Genomic DNA, 17,047 nt, shown 5'->3' on the forward strand with positions numbered 1-17,047 from the left:
TGCCACGGACCAAAACCTGGCGATAAACAATGCATGAAAAAATGAAGTACAAATTGCTATTTGCAGTATTATGTACTCTTGCTGACACACTTTTTGGGCAAAGCAAATACACTTTTCAACTAAGTGCAGAAGGATTTGAATATATTGAAGTTGTTAAAGGCAAGGATAATGGAAAGCTTCCACTATTAATTGCATTTCATTATTCTGGCGGAAACCCAATAGAAACTATTGCAGATTATGATAGTATTAAAAAGCCAACCAGAATAATTATTCCAAAAGGAAACTATAGAAAAAGGAACGGATTCTCATATTACCCTGCGGACTATTACCAAAAAGATAGTTTAACACAATTCACGCTTTCACAAATAACTATTGACAGTATTGCCAAATTTGTGCAGTTCATTGAAAAAACGTATAAACAAAAAGCGATTGTTAGTGGGATCTCACAAGGCGGAGATATAGCATTTTTCCTTGCGGTATATTATCCGGAATTGTGCAGGGCTGCGTTTCCTTTTGCAGCCGTTATTCATTATAACAGCATCCGGGAACTAAAAAATAAACCCGCAAAGAAAAGGATACCAATTTATATATTTCAGGGCGAAAGTGACAAAATCGTTTCTGTTTTCGCCACAAGAAAAAAAGTTGAAGAAATAGGAAACAAGTTGCAAATAAAATTATATACATATCCAAATGTTGGCCACGACATCTCCCAACAAATGAAAATCGACTATTCTGAAATTATTGACAAAATGAATAACTTAGAATAACTAATATATATGGAGCAAGCGTATAATTCGGCGCCCTAACGATTATCACAGTTCCTCTAATTATGTCAATGCTATCTGGCTTTTTCACACTTGTCTATTTTCCTTTATTGCATACAATAATAACGCAGTACCACAAAATGCAAGGGACTCTAAAGAGCTGACAATATAGATTTCGTCTTTATATAGTCTGAAAAAAAACGCATGCAGATCTAATAAAATCAACCACAGGAAAAGTATTAATGCTAACCATAAGGACATTTGGCTTTTCAATATGTTTAAGCCTATAAAAATACCTGCACCCAGCAACACAGTTCCGGAAAGATATATCCAAAGAGATTTTAATGGAATCCATTGTGGAATTAAAGATCTGATCAAATCGCTATAAACAAAATGATCCAACCCGAATAGAACTAACATAAGAGAAAATATACATTTGCCAACAGGCATAATTTTTTCCATGGGTTTCAATCTTCCATTAATCTTTCTATCATACGGTTGATTAACAATCAGGAAAGCACCCGCAATCAAGGCAGTTAACCTAATCGAATTAGCCCAAACATCTAATATATCTGGGCGATATTTTAACCTGTTGGGTAAAAGGCCCAAAAGAAAATACAACATCAATTCAGCGGATAGAAAAGCAGCATAAACATTCCGTCTTTTATTTAGAATGATATCGAGACCCGCTAGCACGAATGATAAGCCCAATACTATTGACAATACCGTAAAATCTACTGTTGGAGGTACAGGTAAGAAAACAGGTCTGAAGGCAGGCCAGAGAAAATAAATTATACCCAATCCAATAATAGCGAGAACAAATTTTAAGCTGCTAACTGCCGCATATTTATTCATTATAGCGTCGTTATATTTTTTAAAAGTTAGATGTTAGCGAACCGGGCGGTATAAAAAAAGCAATCATTTAATTAACCTTTACCTAATGATAAAGAAATATGACCCAATAGCCCATTTAGCTATTGCAGATTGATAAAAATCGCAATGGAATTAATACGCTCAATTACTTCAATCCCTGTATCTGCTAAATACAAAATCATGATCAACTTGTTTTTGATGGCATTTAAAGCATGTTGTTCGTGCATTACCCAAGGTTACTACCTTCCTTAAGTTTTTGTCGCCCTTATCAAATTCTTCGAATCCCCATCCACCGTTAGCCGCATATTGGGCAGTACTTTTTATCATCACGTCAATATATTGCCGTTGTCCTTCAAAAAGAGATGTGTTGCTATCTACCGCGGTGATAAAGTCTGCAACAATAACAGCACCCTCTGGAAATTTTCCCGTTTTATATCCATCCATCGCTTTGCTATTGGCATATATATGGTGATATGTCCCGCTTTTATTGCCCACAGAATTGGATAGAGCCACTTTAGATTTTACGTGTGTCCAGTTTCTATAACCTGTGGGATAAGGTACTTTTTCAGTCGGGTCCGTTCTCGTTGAAAATGCAGTTAGAATAACAAGCGACAGACAGAGAGCAAATAAAATATTGTTCTTTTTCATGATTTTATTAAGTTTTATAATTGTTATTATTAAATCGTTGCACGGTAGGTGCGGATTGAAGTATAGCACTATCTTAATTAATTACTGAACCGGATGCAGCACAGCAGTTTATAAAAGGTTTATCTCCTGGAATTTCAATTAAAATTTAAGCCTAAAATCAACACCAAAGGAAATATTGGGTGTGAGCATGTGCGAAGGATATTTGGAGAACATTTTTTCCAGGTTCTTCTCCGAATAAGTAAAACTTCTCAAAGCCATAAAATCGATACGATAAATAATGTCAAGGTGTTTATAGTGAGTTCGCATATCCACTCCAACAGGTATTTGCCAATAGTTAAGCAGTCTTCTGTCAACAGCTGAAAAATTTACATCATAGGACATGTTTGATGGGCGGAAAAACACTGCAAAATCAGACTTTTCATTTTTTATATAGCGAAAACTAATATTGTAAGCCAGCCCCGGAGCTTGGTCAGGCGCATCGATATTTAATTTATATTTTTTACCCATTTGCCAATTTGCCGTTATCAATGGCCAGGGCAATGGTTTACCAAAGCTATTGTGCACCATAATTCCTGTTCCTAAGGAGAACTTATCAGAAAATGTTTTTATCCAAAGCAACCCTGCAAACACAAACAAATCATTCCCATCAATTTTAATATAATCGGAATTCATGCCTATTGTCATTAGCCCCATAAATGCCCAGCTATTTTTAAGCGTTTGCAATCTCTTTAACGTTAATGAACTGGCATTAAGAGAAGAAGGGAATGCTTTATCAATATATCCGGTATTGTCTAACAATAGATGATCGGTATTTATGGTAGCGCTCCACATTTTAATCGAATTGTTACTGCTATCAAACTTTGTAGACAAATTAAAATTTATTGCTAAATTGAATCGTGATTGAAGGGTTTTGGCTGGTGTTTTCGTATGTCCTTTTGTATATTGCAAATCAGTAGCATCAGGCATTAAGTAATGTGAATTTGGTGTAAGCTCAGTATTCATCCTTAAATCTGTTATTTTGATTTGAGCGAATGATGCAGAATAGATAAGCAAAAATATAAGCCCGAAAAAAAATTTCTTCATCTTGTGATTTTTCAACAAAAATATTTTCAATGACTTTCGATGGCTTATATATGAGGGAGTTTGGCTTATACTTAAGGGAGTTTTGTTCGAACAATGAATCTATATCTTACAAGGCCAAGCAAAAGCAATCATCGTAAATCAACAAAAGCAATCACTTTAAAACATGTCTATCAAATCAGGCAACGGGCTTACTTTACATTCAGCCATTTCGGAAAATTTCCTTGAAAGCGACGATGTGATTTTAGACTGGCGCGAGGAAATAAACACAATTTCATTTCCGTTTGCAGATATAACAACTAAAGAATGGTGCTTTGACGGTATTCGTGTAGCCCATTCTGATTGGACTTTCCATCAAATGGAAAAAATTAACTATCACGGGGAGGTTAAAAACGAAGTAGTGACTTTATTTTTTAATTTAAATGGGGTTGTACGAACATCACATATGGGGCCGTTTCAACCGGAAAATTTCGAACTTGGCAATTACCAACATAATTTGTTTTACTCCTCTAGTAGTAATGGCAGCTTTGAAAGTAAGGAAAAACACTTAAGCACCTTTATGATTCAATTTGCCTTGCCCGCTTTTTTAAGGATAACCAAAAATTCAAACAGGGTGCTTGACCAGTTTGCCCAGAAAATAATTGAAAGAAAACCAATAGCATTGGCTAAAAACAATCTCCTCTTAACAAGTGAAATGTATGATGCTATCAATAGTATTTTGAAATGTAGATACGAAAATGGCTTAAAACGTATGTATTACTTGTCGAAATGTGTAGAGTTATTGGTTCTTCAGGCAGACGCATTCGACAAATTGGAACATAATAAGAGTTTTGCAATAAAGAACAGCTATGACACCGAGTGTATTTATTATGCTAAAGATTATCTTTTACAAAACATAACCAATCCACCTTCTTTGATCCAATTATCTAAAATCTGCGGGCTGAATGAATTTAAACTTAAAAAAGGATTCAAAGAAGTTTTTGGACAAACGGTATTTGGATTCTTATCAGACAAAAGACTGGAGCTTAGTAGGATGGACTTATTGGAAACTATGAAACCAATCTCTGAAATAGCTTATGAACTTGGATATTCTTCGCCGCAGCACTTTAGTATGGCATTCAAGAAAAAATTTGGGATATCTCCTAACACGCTAACTAAAAAAACAACAGAACGTATAAAGTAAACCCATAAGTGTATTTTTCTTATGGGTTTATAACCATATGGGTGTCCGCTATACATAATTTCTGATTGCCTAATGTAAAGATGAATGGAAATCTTTTATAGCTTCCCCGATTTCCGTGGGAGAATCCTCCTGCAAATAGTGTATGCCTTTTACAGTAACCTCTTTCTGATTCCGCCAGGTACGTGCAAAATCCAGATTACGCCCGTGCAGCAATGCGCCCGGTTCAGCTACAATCAATAGTTTTGGAATAGCTGAGCTTGCAAGCCATTGACCATATTGATCAACAATGGCAGCAATATCTGCGGGCTCTCCTTCTATTGGAAGATCCCGCGCTAAATCTAAAGTCGTTTTGCGGCTAACTCTATTTATAAATGGTAGTCTGTATACGTTCATTTCTTCCGGTGTGAGCTGTCTGATGATGCTTTTCGGCAGAACTGTTTCCACAAAGAAATTTTGCTCACAGGCTAGATCTTCACCTGCTTCAGATTTCAGCATTCTGAATATTTTATCTCGTCCAACCGGGAAATCCGACCAAACCCTTGGCTGTACTATGGCTTCCATGTAAACAATTGCTTTGACCTTATCCGGGTTTTTATAAGCCCAATGAAAGCCAAGGGCAGATCCCCAATCATGCAATACAAGTGTAACCTGATCCTCAAACACCATCTGGTTAAACCATTCATTTAAGTACTTAAAATGGTCATGGAACCCATGATGTTCGCCTGAAGATCTTCCCGATCTTCCCATTCCGACCAGATCGGGCGCAAGGCACCATGCTGTATCCCTGACAATGGGAATAATATTCCGCCATAGAAAAGAGGACGTGGGGTTTCCATGAAGAAAGATCACAGGGCTTCCACTCCCTGATTCTATAAAGCTAATGCTGCTGTCCAGGATATCTAACGACTTCCGGCAGATACCCATATCTGCTAATGTTGAATTGTCCATAACAATTTTTTTAACTTTTATTCAAAACAAAACTATAGAAGCTTTGTACTATTGTAGTAGTACAAAACAATAAATTTAAGTAGCACAGATGGATATTTTTAAGTCTCTCCTTCAAATTGATCGTACCGGTAGCAGGACAATCTCATTACAGTTGTCTAATGGAATTTTAGGGTTAATTCAAAGAGGATATATACAGCCTAAAGACAGGGTCCCTTCGGTAAGAAAAATGGCAGAAGCATTAAAAATTCATCCTAAAACTGTTGTTGCGGCCTATGAAGACCTGGTCGCGCAGAACTGGTTGGAAACTGTTCCCAGAAAAGGCATTTATGTATCGTCCGTTCTGCCCGTTATTCAACCTGTCCAGCCATTTTCCAAGGATCAAAAGCCGGACAAAGGCCGGCTATATAAGAGTTCAGCAGATGTTATGGTAACAACGCGGAACAGTATCCCGCAAATACTGATTGACGATGGATTCCCAGATAATCGGCTGGCGCCCTGGGAAATAATTATGAGGGATTACCGTCGCTTGAAAACTAAGAAACACGCTATACAAGCTTCCATATACGGCGATCCTGCAGGCTGTGAAATATTCCGTAGCGAATTAAGCCGTTATCTGCGGGAAACCCGTGCAATCCCTGTTGGTCCCGAACAGTTATGTATTACCCGGGGAGCGCAGATGGCGCTTTATTTATTGTGCCGGATTTTGGTAAAAAATGGGGCTAAAGTTATTGTTGCAGATCCTAATTATACACTGGCGAACAATGTACTGGAAGAATGCGGTGCTATGCTCATTCATGTACCGGTAGAACAGGACGGTATTGACGTGGCAAAAATTGCAGAAATATGCAATAAGGAAAAAATTGACGGCATATACATCATACCACATCATCACCATCCCACAACGGCATGCCTTTCACCACAAAAGAGAATTGCCTTGTTAGACATATGTGAAGAACATAAGCTTTTTATCATAGAAGACGACTACGATTACGATTATCACTATGACAGCAGCCCGGTATTGCCCCTGGCAAGCTTTGCGAAAAGCAGTAGTATTTTTTACATTGGTTCTCTTTCAAAAGTAATATCCAACTCACTCCGGCTGGGATTCATCTTTTGTAAGGCTGATATAAAACATGAAGTGGTCAGGTTGCGCCGTTTAATTGATCTCAGGGGTGATACATTCTTAGAACTGGCCATGGCCGAGTTTTTCAGAAATGGAGATATCGAACGCCATCTCAAACGCACAACAAAAATATATAAAGAGAGGCGCGACCTGATGTATAACTGGCTAAATGGTGAATTGGGTAATTATTTATCTGTTCAAAAACCCAAAGGAGGCATGGCTTTTTGGGTAAAATTCGATGACTGCATTGATCTGCCCGGGCTTTCTGAAAAAGCTATACGAAAAGGGTTAGGGATAAGTAACGGTTTTTTTTACAATAGGCACGTCAACCTAAATTCTATCAGGATGGGCTTTGCTTCAAAGAATCTGTCCGAAATCGATCAATGCGGCGGGATATTGGTTTCACTCCTGAAAAAAACATAATAATCGTATAACAGGTTAATAAGAGCTCACTGGTTTTTATTGTAGATATAATCATTTGTTTTCCCCGGAACTCTGAAGGAAACAACGTAATACGGGTACATGCTATATCAATTTCGGACTTAAAATCTGTTTAACCCCTTTTTTTCCTGCTTCGCTGTTTTTGTAATTGTAGTAACTATCGTAATGTTCTTCCTTTGAATAAAGTCTTTTTCGTTCATTATTTTATGAAATATATCCAGCTCTTTATTGCATTGGCATTGATGCTTGGCTGCACCTTATCAAGGAAAAATAGAAATGTTTATGGTGGCGGATGGTCTGCTGTTCATTCGGATTCCCGGAATTCAGATTACAGTGAAGCAAAAGGTGGACACAAGGTTTCACTGATATGGCATAAAAAATTTGACGGTACCATTAACCTGGGCCCTTCCGCTGATACCAGGGGACGCGTTTATGTGACTACGAGCGGTCCCGGCTGCCACCTCTTTGCCCTTGATGCACGCAACGGCAACGAACTCTGGTGCACTGATAAGATAAATAAATTTGCTGTTGCGTCATCCGTCCTGATCGATAACAGGAACCGGCTTTTTATAGCCGATGATTCCGCGATGCATGCTTTTGATGATAGCGGTAATTTACTTTGGAGAAAGCCTATTAAAGGATTTCCATTGTCAGCCCAGTTCACCCATACCGGAAAGCTGCTGTTTATCACTCATGTTGGTAATGTTTATGTACTCGATAGAGGAACGGGGGCTGCGTTGATAGATGGCCAGCCGCTTTCTTCCCATCTATTACGCGGGAATGATTTTGATCCCATTGCTTGTATGAAAGGTACGGAAGATTGTCCCTGTGCTAATACGCTTGCATATGACACCCGTTCCGGAACTTTCTTTTTTACATACTGGCAGCCCGGTACTTCCAATGCGTCGTTGTGGGCTATGAAATATGCAGAGCAAAACAATAAGGCTTTGGTTACTAAACTTTGGGAAAATAATGAATTGCCCGGGGGAAGCGCCACCAGCCCGGATATATCAGCAGATGGGAAGAAAGTTTATATAAATGATAACACCGGGCATCTTTATGCTTTAAACAGCACAACCGGGCAAATAGTCTGGCAATACAACCTGGGTTACAACCCGGGAGGAAGTCAGTCAACATCACCCGGTGGATATATCATTCCGTCTGGTGCTAATGGCGCCGGGTTAATTTGTCTGAAAGACGAAGGTAATTCAGCACGGCTGGTCTGGCATGCTGATAGTTTGATTAACAAAGGCATAGCTACTCAAACAGCCGGACATCTGGCATACGCTACTGTAACATCAGAAAACGGAAGGTTTTATAACGACCTGCTGGTAATGGATGTACGAAATGGCAGAATACTGGATAAGCATCCACTTCCCGGTAAATCTTATTTTACTGTTGGTACTACCATTGGACCCGAAGGAAATATATATATCCCTTCATTTAATGGTCATCTTTATGCCTTCAAAGGTAAAAAGTGAAAAAGAGCTCTCATTGCTGTGATTGAAAATGAAAAGAAAAGTAAGAAAATAATTGATGGATAAGTCCTGTCAGGCCGGCTCAATGCTGCAAATAACCACTAAACACATTAGTTATGTTTAGGAGTCAGTCTAAAAGTTTTATAGCCCTGTTTGATTTTTTGCGCAGTGTATATTATGCGCCGCACTTTGTTTGTGTTTTATAATTTTGCCTGATGAGAATGACAGTAATGTTATAATATCCTTTCAGCTTAGCTCCTAGCAATTCGCTAATATTTTTATATTAAGCAAGTGCATTCTTGTTTCCAATTTTTTCAATCATAATCAAATTCTTGCTCAGTAGGTAGTTACTGAGCATATAATTATTTAATCAGAATTTATGTCAGAATTTTTAAATCCTAACGAAATAGAACAATTCGTTCAAAATGGTTTTATTCGAATTGACGATGCTTTTTCAAAAGAAATTTCTAATGCAGTTTTAGATATTCTTTGGAATGATCTTCCTTGTGATAGATTTAATCCTTCAACCTGGATTGAACCTGTAATTCGTTTGGGAATATATGCCGGTGAACCTTTTGTCAATTCCGTAAACACTCCAAAGTTACATTCTGCTTTTAACCAGTTAATTGGTCAAGACAAATGGATTCCATGCAAAAGTGTAGGAACATTTCCTGTAAGATTTCCATCCAGTGAACAGCCAAATGATATCGGTAAACATGTAGACGCGAGTTTTCCCGGAAATGAGCCAAATAATTTTTTTGAATGGCGTGTTAATGTTAAATCGAAAGGACGAGCGCTATTGATGCTGGTTTTATATTCCAATGTCAGCCAAAATGATGCGCCAACGGCTATTTATGAAGGTTCTCATATAGATGTTGCAAAGCTATTGTCTAAAGAAGGAAATAAGGGTTTTTCTTTTATGGAACTTGCGGGCAAGTTAGCGGAGTTACCAAAAAGAAAAGATGTCTATGCAACCGGGGAAGCAGGTACAGTTTATTTATGTCATCCGTTTTTGGTTCATTCAGCTCAACCTCACAAGGGACTTACTCCTAAATTTATGGCACAACCGCCTTTATTGTTAAGGGGGGAATTATCTATTTCAAATTCTGATGGCGATCATTCACCAGTTGAAAGAGCTATTCGTTTAGGAATAGATTAGTTATAGAAGTACTCATTTTGAAAGAGATTGCATTGTAGCAGTCTCTTTCTTTAAACTGTATGTGTCTTGTATTCCAGCCAGTGGTTTGGTATTGCTCACAGAATTTTCATGTGTCATTTTACAAGTCTGACTAACGCAATATGTAGTTTAAGTTTGTGATGGATTTAAACCCGGGCCATCGCCAGTGATTTCAAATTTATGATTGGCTTTTGATCTAAGAACAGGTATTATGTTGGGAGTGCATAAGGTTATTTCTAAAAACCATATTCTATTTTGTGGTTGACTTCAACGCTTTGCGGTATATAGTTGCTTCTCTGCCGACAGTAAGTCCTTAATATTTCCGTTGTATCACCAGGCAAAAATTGCCGCTTAGCAAACCAATGCGTAATGCCATTTGCATTAAGGTGGTTACAGATACTGACTTTTGCAGGTCGGCTCGCCCTTTGGCAAGTCTCCTTATTAGTTGCAGTTCTTAGTCAAAATCTACTTCAACTCCTGTGGATCGCTCTTTCATAAATTCAGGAATGTCCCATTTAGCTTTAGGGTCTTTGTAGTCTGTCTCGTCCGCAGACGGGTCATCCGTCGGGTCATACGCAATATTTTGATTGGTGTAAAATCCCGTTCGGAAATTGTCAATAATCTTTGTTATTAGCTCAAAGACATCACCGTCAAAACTAGCTTCTTCTTTTGTCGAGAATCTGGTATAGTAAGATGGTTGTGAACGTCAGAAAATCATTTTTGCTGTAGCTGAGTCGCAAAGAGAACTGTTAATAATCCAGCTTAATACTTCAGTGCCGTCGTCCCAGTTGTAAATACTTGTGATATAGTGATACTCCAAAGAGTTATCAATTGTCTCGAAAAAACTTTGGAAAGGTGGAGCATGTACCAGTTAAAGAGACACCTATTACCCTGGTTATACTGGCACAAGATATTGCCTGGGAAAATGTAGCATACAATGGGGTTTAACAAACCTTAAAAGAGGGTCACATATGACGTGCCCCAGTATCAATGGATTCAGAAAACTCGGGGGAAAGTAAGATGTTTAAATCTTGTGTTAGGACTTCTTTTGCTTCAACTTTACAAAAACACCTTGCTAATATTAATTCGTTGACAAACAATGGTTAAGAAAAAGCATTATTTTCCGATAATATTAGTTCACTTTCTTAATCTTAGATATTTTATTTCAAAATATTGTATCTGATATGCGTCACGACACTGGTTCCGCTTATTTCTGTCGGTTCAAGTTTGAGATCAGGTAGGCCTTCAAAAAGCCGGGTTCCTGCGCCGACAGTCACAGGAACTATATGCAACCATAATTCATCAATGGATCCCGCCGCCAAATACTGATTAATCGTATTGGCTCCGCCCATGATCTTTACATTTCCATGTCCTGCCGCTTCCTTCGCCTTACTCAACGCCGATTCGATGCCATCTGTCACAAAGTAGAATGTCGTTCCGCCTTTCATTTCTATGGGTTCCCGCGCTGTATGTGAGAGTACGAAAACCGGAGCGTGATATGGAGGATTGTCACCCCACCAACCTTTCCATTCCGGCTTGCCTCGCCTGTCTTGAGGACCAAACATATTATTACCCATAATAAACGCACCTGCATCAAGAATGGCGTCTATTTCTTTTTTATGTTTATGTTTTTCGGGCTCTTCAAACATCCAGCGGTCGAGCAAGTCTGAATCGAAATTGTCGCCAAATGGTTTATCGAAACCTTGATTGAGGCCTGCGCCGAATCCATCAAGAGTAATAGTGAGTCCGGAAGTAACTTTTGTCTTAGCCATATTGTTATTTGTATGAGTTTTTGAATTGGAGCGATGCTATTGCAATGTCCTTTCACTCATATTTTATCTGTCAGTAATATTGCAGCCTATCAGATTTTTTCCTATGCAACAGTTATGGGATTAAGCTCCAACTGTGCCTGTTTTCACTTCTCCGGAACGCTTGTAATGAACGAATATGACACCGTTTTTTGTAATCAAACTGTCTATTAGTTTGAATGCCGCCGGAATAGTGCCTTTGTCAAACAAATGCTTGCCGGTTGGTAGTGTAATGGGAAAAATCATCAAAAAGAGTTCATCAACAAGATCATGCTCGAAGAGTGTCTGCGCAAGATCGCCGCTCCCATGAACTTTTATTTCATCACCTTCCCCTTCTTTTAGCTTTTTTATATCATCTGAATCTTTTAGGAAAACGGAATTATTCCAGTCGGAGTTTTCGAGTGTCCTGCTAACACAGTATTTGGTAACCTGATTGATGCCGGGCCACGTCTCTTCATGTGTTGGCCAGTAAGAGGCAAAAATGTCAAATGTTTTCCGGCCTAAAAGAATATCTGTCGACTTCATCCATTTTTGCATAAACTCATTTGCTTCATCATCAATTTCTGCAAAATAGGGTGCTACCCAGCCGCCATATTTAAAGTCACTTGAAGTGTCTTCCTCTGGCCCTCCTGGTGCTTGCATGATACCATTAAGGGTAATAAACTCCTGGACAATGATCTTTCTCATTTGATTGTGTTTTATTGGTTAATTGGAATAGTTGCTGTATTGATTTCATTGAATAGTCGAAGCTTTTGCAAGCATCTTTTAATAGCGGATACTGTTAGTCTAAAAAACTATCGAGGTATCCTAATGCGGTTTTCGTGTCCATCATCAGGCTTACTTGCCCTCACCAGGGAACAATAGCCGATTGTGATTTCCGATTAGCAATATTGCTTTAAGTGTATCCACTTTGAAAAAAAATTTCGTAAACTTCATAAACGATAGTTTGAATTTATTGACCATGCAAAGATGGAAGCCTTTTGAACATCTCGTGCTGTGTAAACACGTCAACTTAAGAGAGAAATTGCGACAACCGTTCTAATCAATATCGCATGCTTTACTTTACATTTATGTATTAACTCTCCTGGTGTATCAGACTTCATGATCCAATCTATTAATGTATTGCAGGGAAGGATACAGCATGTAGTAAATCATCTGAAAACGAGCTGTTTCATCATAATTTCCCGCCGAAAGCACAATTATAATTATAATAGCAAAATTTACTCAATATTGTAATCAAATAATATCTTTGAGTTATATAAAATCATTCAGGTTCGTTGCGAACAAAAAGGTGAACTAAGAAAGCTAATCCTTGCAATGATTTGAGAAATAGCTGGTTAAAAACTTTTGGTGCGTTCAGTCCACCCGACGAAAATAGAGCTGTAAATTATTGATTATAACTAATTAATTGATTTGCAGCTCTATTTATTATTCAAATTCAACTGATACCCGAATAAACCTAAACGATACTAACTTTATATTTCACATAGCTTGACCAATACTTTTTGCGGGTTTCTTAGTTTTCATGGAGCACGTTTGGTTTAATCGTTAAAACATCAATCTAATAACCATCTTAAAAAAGACGACACCATCTTTTATTATTCATACACACTAAAAAAATAAAAACTTATATTTAGATAAACAGTAACAAATGAAGTACTTATTAATCCTTGTTAATTGCGCCGTCTCATTAATCGGCAAAGTGCAACCCAAAAAAGCAAATGCAATTATAGTTAAGGGCGTTACTTACAAAGAAGCTATAAACGCTTTGCTCACCGCTGAAGGAAATATTGCTTGATGGCATAAGTATGCTTTCAACAAATCATGCAAAAATGGGTGAAACGGCTGCAAAACTTATTCTTGAAAACAGGCAGGAGAAAATTAAAAATCCATTTACTTTAATTCTTCGTAAATCTTTATAGTCGCTAATTAATCACGTAAATGATAATGAAACTGATTGCTTTCTTTTTTTTGTTGCTGCTGGTTAGCTGTAATACCAATCAGCCTGCATTATTTGTACAACGCCCTGCTTCATACACAGGCATTGAGTTTAATAATAAAGTGGCTGAAAACGATTCCGTCAACCCGCTTGACCTTGAATTTATGTACAATGGGGGCGGCGTTGCCGTTGGTGATTTTAACAAAGATGGACTGCCTGATCTTTATTTTACCGCGAGCACTACATCAAACAGGCTATATCTTAACCGTGGCAATTTCAAATTTAAAGATGTAACAACTGAAGCAAAAGTTGGCGGCGCCGGTGAATGGAGCAATGCGGCTTCCGTAGTTGATATCAACAACGACGGGCTTGAAGACATTTACGTGAGTACAACAATCAAATCAGCACCACAGCAAAGAAAAAACCTTTTCTATATTAACCAGGGTATAAACAGCAGGGGTGTTCCGGTTTTTAACGAAATGGCAGAAGAATATGGCCTGGCAGATACAAGCTGGAGTGTACAGGCCGCCTTTTTTGATTATGATAATGATGGTGATCTTGATATGTACCTGGTAACAACAAGGCTGGCAAACAGAGAAAGCACAGCTTTTAATTCAAATATTGTAAAAATAGATAGCAGCGATATAGACAAACTGTACAGAAACGATTGGAATCCTGTTTTAAAACATCCGGTATTTACCAATGTTTCAAAAGAGGCAGGCATTAATGAACCTGGCTTTGGATTGGGGATAAACATTGCAGATATTAATAACGATGGATGGAAGGATGTGTATGTAACGAATGACTTTTTGGGCAGTGATCATTTATGGATCAATAATAAGAACGGAACATTCACAGATAAAGTAAAACGGTATTTTAAGCACACCTCTCAAAATGCAATGGGCAATGATATAGCTGATATAAATAATGATGGTTTACCGGATATAATTTCAGTTGACATGAATCCTGAAGATAATTTCCGAAAGAAAAAAAACATGAATACTTCTAATTATTTCGTTTCTCAGAATATGATGAACCTGGGTTTCGAACTGCAGTATGTACGAAACACGTTGCAGCTAAATATGGGGCCGTATTTATTAAATAATGACTCTGTTGCCGAACCTGTTTTTGCCGATATAAGTTTTTGTGCCGGTGTTGCGCAAACAGATTGGAGTTGGAACGCATCTTTAGCGGATTTTGATAATGATGGTTACAGGGACCTTATCATAACAAACGGTTATCCAAGGGATGTTACCGATCATGATTTTGCAGTATTCAGGAATAATGCCTCCAAACTTATGTCGAAAAAGGAACTCATCAGGCAAATACCCCAGATAAAAATCCCCAATTATGCTTTCAGAAACAAAGGCGATTTAAGATTTGACGATGTAACAAAAGCATGGGGCTTTAGCAAGCCTTCTTTTTCAAGTGGCGCTGTTGCGGTTGATCTTGATAATGACGGCGATCTTGATTATGTTATCAACAACATAAACGACAAAGCTTTTGTTTATGAGAACACCACCAATGCCAGGAATAAAATAAACAGGAACTATCTTCAGGTTGCTTTCAATGGTGGTCATAATAACACTTTTGGTTTGGGTGCATGCATCACCATTTATTACGACCGGGGCAAAATGCAATCGTATGAAAACACACCTTATCGGGGTTATCTTTCAACTGTTGACAGCAAAGCTTTCTTTGGTCTTGGTAATGTTAGCGTAATTGATTCCATCGTTGTAAAATGGCCGGCTAAAAAACAGGTGCTTTATAATATTAAAACAAATCAGCTAATAAGGGTTGATGCAGAAAATGCATTGCCGGATACAACTATTCAACCGTCTTTCCATACAAATGCTTTATTCACTAATATAACTAATAAAGCCAGGATATTTTATAACCACAACGAGATGGATTATGTTGATTTTAATGATGAACCCCTGCTGCCGCATAAATTATCCAGTTATGGGCCCGGGCTTGCTGTGGCCGATGTAAACAACGATAGCCTCGACGATATTCTAATCGGTGGCACCGGGGATTATAAAGCAAAAATTTTTCTGCAGCGGGCCGATGGCACATTTCAAATAAAAGATATGACTACGGCATTCAATAGCGGTATGCGCAGGCCCGAAAACCTGGGCGTATTGTTTTTTGACGCGGATAATGACGGCGACAACGATTTGTATTGCGTTAGTGGCAGCAACCAATCGCCGCCGCAAACAAAAAATTACCAGGACCAGTTTTTTGTAAATGATGGCAAAGGAAATTTTACCATTGACACGGCCGCCTTGCCCATAAATTATACCAGCAAAAGCTGTATAAAGGCTGTTGACATAGATGGCGACGGCGATCTTGATTTATTTATTGGAGGCAGGGTTTTGCCAGGCAGTTACCCGCTGCCAGTAAACTCATTTATTTACAGAAACGATTCAAAACCCGGTGCTTTAAAGTTTACCGATATAACAAACGAGGTAGCGCCACAATTAAATAATATAGGCCTGGTATGTGATGCGTTGTGGACAGATTTTGATAACGATGGATGGACAGACCTGTTACTGGCCGGAGAATGGATGCCGTTGAAATTTTTTAAAAATGAAAATGGGAAGTTGAAAGACGTTACCGGCCAAACAGGAATAAGTAAAGAAACGGGGTGGTGGAGCAGCCTCGTAGCAGGAGATTTTGATAACGATGGCGATATAGATTATATCGCCGGTAATCTAGGCGAAAATTCATTCTTTAAAGCCAGTAAAGAATACCCGCTAAATGTATATGCCAGCGATTTTGATGGCAATGGAACCACCGATCCGGTTATAACGATGTATTTAAAAGATCAGCATGGAAATAAAGCAGAATATCCCGCTTTTAACCGCGACGATCTTGTTAGCCAATTGCCATCATTAAAGAAAAAATTCCCGACATATAAAGAATTTGGTGCGGCAGATATTCAGGATATCCTCTCTCCTGCTGCTTTAAAAAACGCTTTGCACCTGCAGGTTAACTGCCTGCAAACATCCTATATTGAAAACCTGGGCAACGGTAAATTTAAATTGCATCCTTTACCGGCGCTGGCACAAATGGCACCCGTATTTGGTATGGTTGCAGATGATATAAACAACGATGGGAATATGGATGTAATACTTTGCGGCAACGATTTCGGCAACGAAGTAATGAATGGAAGATATGATGCAATGAACGGGCTTGTTTTATTAGGTGACGGAAAAGGAGGCTTTGTAACTCAGTCAATACGCCAGACCGGTATTTATATTCCCGGCAATGCAAAAGCATTAGTAAAATTAAGAGGCGCTGATAATCGTTATTGGATAGCCGCTTCGCAAAACCGCGGGCCATTGGAATTATTTCAATTAAAGAAAAAAATTCAAAATTTTGTTAGCCTTAACCCGGATGATAAAATAATTTTTATTCACCTGAAAAACGGCGGTATAAGAAAGCAGGAGGTATACCATGGCAATTCGTATTTATCGCAATCTTCCTTATTCATTGCAATAAACAACAGCATTGATTCCATTGATATCATCAATAATAAAAATAGAAAACGAACCTTACAATTTAAATAAGCATAAATATTTC

At 38.2% G+C, this 17,047-nt stretch carries 14 protein-coding genes; 7 read left to right on the plus strand and 7 right to left on the minus strand.

Translation table 11 applies throughout. The features are described from left to right. Window positions 1-41 precede the first annotated feature (41 nt). Window positions 42-767, plus strand: coding sequence for a dienelactone hydrolase family protein (locus ACTHN6_RS01280; protein WP_440433895.1), 726 nt, complete (start codon window positions 42-44; stop codon window positions 765-767). A gap of 84 nt (window positions 768-851) precedes the next feature. Here ACTHN6_RS01280 and ACTHN6_RS01285 read toward each other — a convergent pair whose 3' ends face one another. The 3 genes from ACTHN6_RS01285 to ACTHN6_RS01295 all read right to left on the minus strand — a co-directional run bounded on the left by ACTHN6_RS01285 (window position 852) and on the right by ACTHN6_RS01295 (window position 3,368). Beyond that, window positions 852-1,619 carry a hypothetical protein gene (locus ACTHN6_RS01285; RefSeq protein ID WP_440433896.1) on the minus strand — a complete coding sequence of 256 codons (768 nt, stop codon included), beginning with the start codon at window positions 1,617-1,619 and terminating at the stop codon, window positions 852-854. 168 nt (window positions 1,620-1,787) lie between these two features. Further along, complete coding sequence (locus ACTHN6_RS01290) at window positions 1,788-2,285, minus strand: cytochrome P460 family protein (protein WP_440433897.1); 498 nt, start codon at window positions 2,283-2,285, stop codon at window positions 1,788-1,790. A 138-nt stretch (window positions 2,286-2,423) separates the two neighbouring features. Continuing rightward, window positions 2,424-3,368 carry a DUF6268 family outer membrane beta-barrel protein gene (locus tag ACTHN6_RS01295; protein ID WP_440433898.1) on the minus strand — a complete coding sequence of 315 codons (945 nt, stop codon included), beginning with the start codon at window positions 3,366-3,368 and terminating at the stop codon, window positions 2,424-2,426. Window positions 3,369-3,531: 163 nt separating this feature from the next. On the opposite strand from ACTHN6_RS01295, the gene ACTHN6_RS01300 reads away from it, so the two are divergent. Then, window positions 3,532-4,548 (plus strand): helix-turn-helix transcriptional regulator, encoded by a 1,017-nt coding sequence (locus ACTHN6_RS01300; protein WP_440433899.1) that lies wholly within the window; start codon window positions 3,532-3,534, stop codon window positions 4,546-4,548. 69 nt (window positions 4,549-4,617) lie between these two features. Here ACTHN6_RS01300 and ACTHN6_RS01305 read toward each other — a convergent pair whose 3' ends face one another. Further along, window positions 4,618-5,496 carry a haloalkane dehalogenase gene (locus ACTHN6_RS01305; protein WP_440433900.1) on the minus strand — a complete coding sequence of 293 codons (879 nt, stop codon included), beginning with the start codon at window positions 5,494-5,496 and terminating at the stop codon, window positions 4,618-4,620. An 88-nt stretch (window positions 5,497-5,584) separates the two neighbouring features. Here ACTHN6_RS01305 and ACTHN6_RS01310 point away from each other — a divergent pair, with 88 nt between their 5' ends. From ACTHN6_RS01310 to ACTHN6_RS01320, 3 genes are all read left to right on the plus strand, one after another. Beyond that, on the plus strand, window positions 5,585-7,042 hold the full coding sequence (locus ACTHN6_RS01310) for a PLP-dependent aminotransferase family protein (RefSeq protein WP_440433901.1): 1,458 nt from the start codon (window positions 5,585-5,587) through the stop codon (window positions 7,040-7,042). 224 nt (window positions 7,043-7,266) lie between these two features. Then, window positions 7,267-8,541 (plus strand): outer membrane protein assembly factor BamB family protein, encoded by a 1,275-nt coding sequence (locus tag ACTHN6_RS01315; protein ID WP_440433902.1) that lies wholly within the window; start codon window positions 7,267-7,269, stop codon window positions 8,539-8,541. A 376-nt stretch (window positions 8,542-8,917) separates the two neighbouring features. After that, the gene (locus ACTHN6_RS01320) at window positions 8,918-9,697 is read left to right on the plus strand and encodes a hypothetical protein (protein WP_440433903.1); all 780 of its coding nucleotides are present in this window, start codon (window positions 8,918-8,920) and stop codon (window positions 9,695-9,697) included. A gap of 724 nt (window positions 9,698-10,421) precedes the next feature. On the opposite strand, the gene ACTHN6_RS01325 is transcribed toward ACTHN6_RS01320, so the two are convergent. The 3 genes from ACTHN6_RS01325 to ACTHN6_RS01335 all read right to left on the minus strand — a co-directional run bounded on the left by ACTHN6_RS01325 (window position 10,422) and on the right by ACTHN6_RS01335 (window position 12,210). Beyond that, window positions 10,422-10,535, minus strand: coding sequence for a DUF4274 domain-containing protein (locus ACTHN6_RS01325; protein ID WP_440433904.1), 114 nt, complete (start codon window positions 10,533-10,535; stop codon window positions 10,422-10,424). 340 nt (window positions 10,536-10,875) lie between these two features. Beyond that, complete coding sequence (locus ACTHN6_RS01330) at window positions 10,876-11,487, minus strand: dihydrofolate reductase family protein (protein WP_440433905.1); 612 nt, start codon at window positions 11,485-11,487, stop codon at window positions 10,876-10,878. 120 nt (window positions 11,488-11,607) lie between these two features. Next, window positions 11,608-12,210 carry a dihydrofolate reductase family protein gene (locus ACTHN6_RS01335; protein ID WP_440433906.1) on the minus strand — a complete coding sequence of 201 codons (603 nt, stop codon included), beginning with the start codon at window positions 12,208-12,210 and terminating at the stop codon, window positions 11,608-11,610. A 964-nt stretch (window positions 12,211-13,174) separates the two neighbouring features. On the opposite strand from ACTHN6_RS01335, the gene ACTHN6_RS01340 reads away from it, so the two are divergent. Both ACTHN6_RS01340 and ACTHN6_RS01345 read left to right on the plus strand, forming a co-directional pair. Then, on the plus strand, window positions 13,175-13,321 hold the full coding sequence (locus tag ACTHN6_RS01340; RefSeq protein ID WP_440433907.1) for a hypothetical protein: 147 nt from the start codon (window positions 13,175-13,177) through the stop codon (window positions 13,319-13,321). Between the two features lie 149 nt (window positions 13,322-13,470). Continuing rightward, the gene (locus ACTHN6_RS01345) at window positions 13,471-17,034 is read left to right on the plus strand and encodes a VCBS repeat-containing protein (protein WP_440433908.1); all 3,564 of its coding nucleotides are present in this window, start codon (window positions 13,471-13,473) and stop codon (window positions 17,032-17,034) included. Window positions 17,035-17,047: the final 13 nt, after the last annotated feature.

The organism is Parafilimonas sp., assembly GCF_051953455.1.
Lineage (GTDB): Bacteria > Bacteroidota > Bacteroidia > Chitinophagales > Chitinophagaceae > Parafilimonas.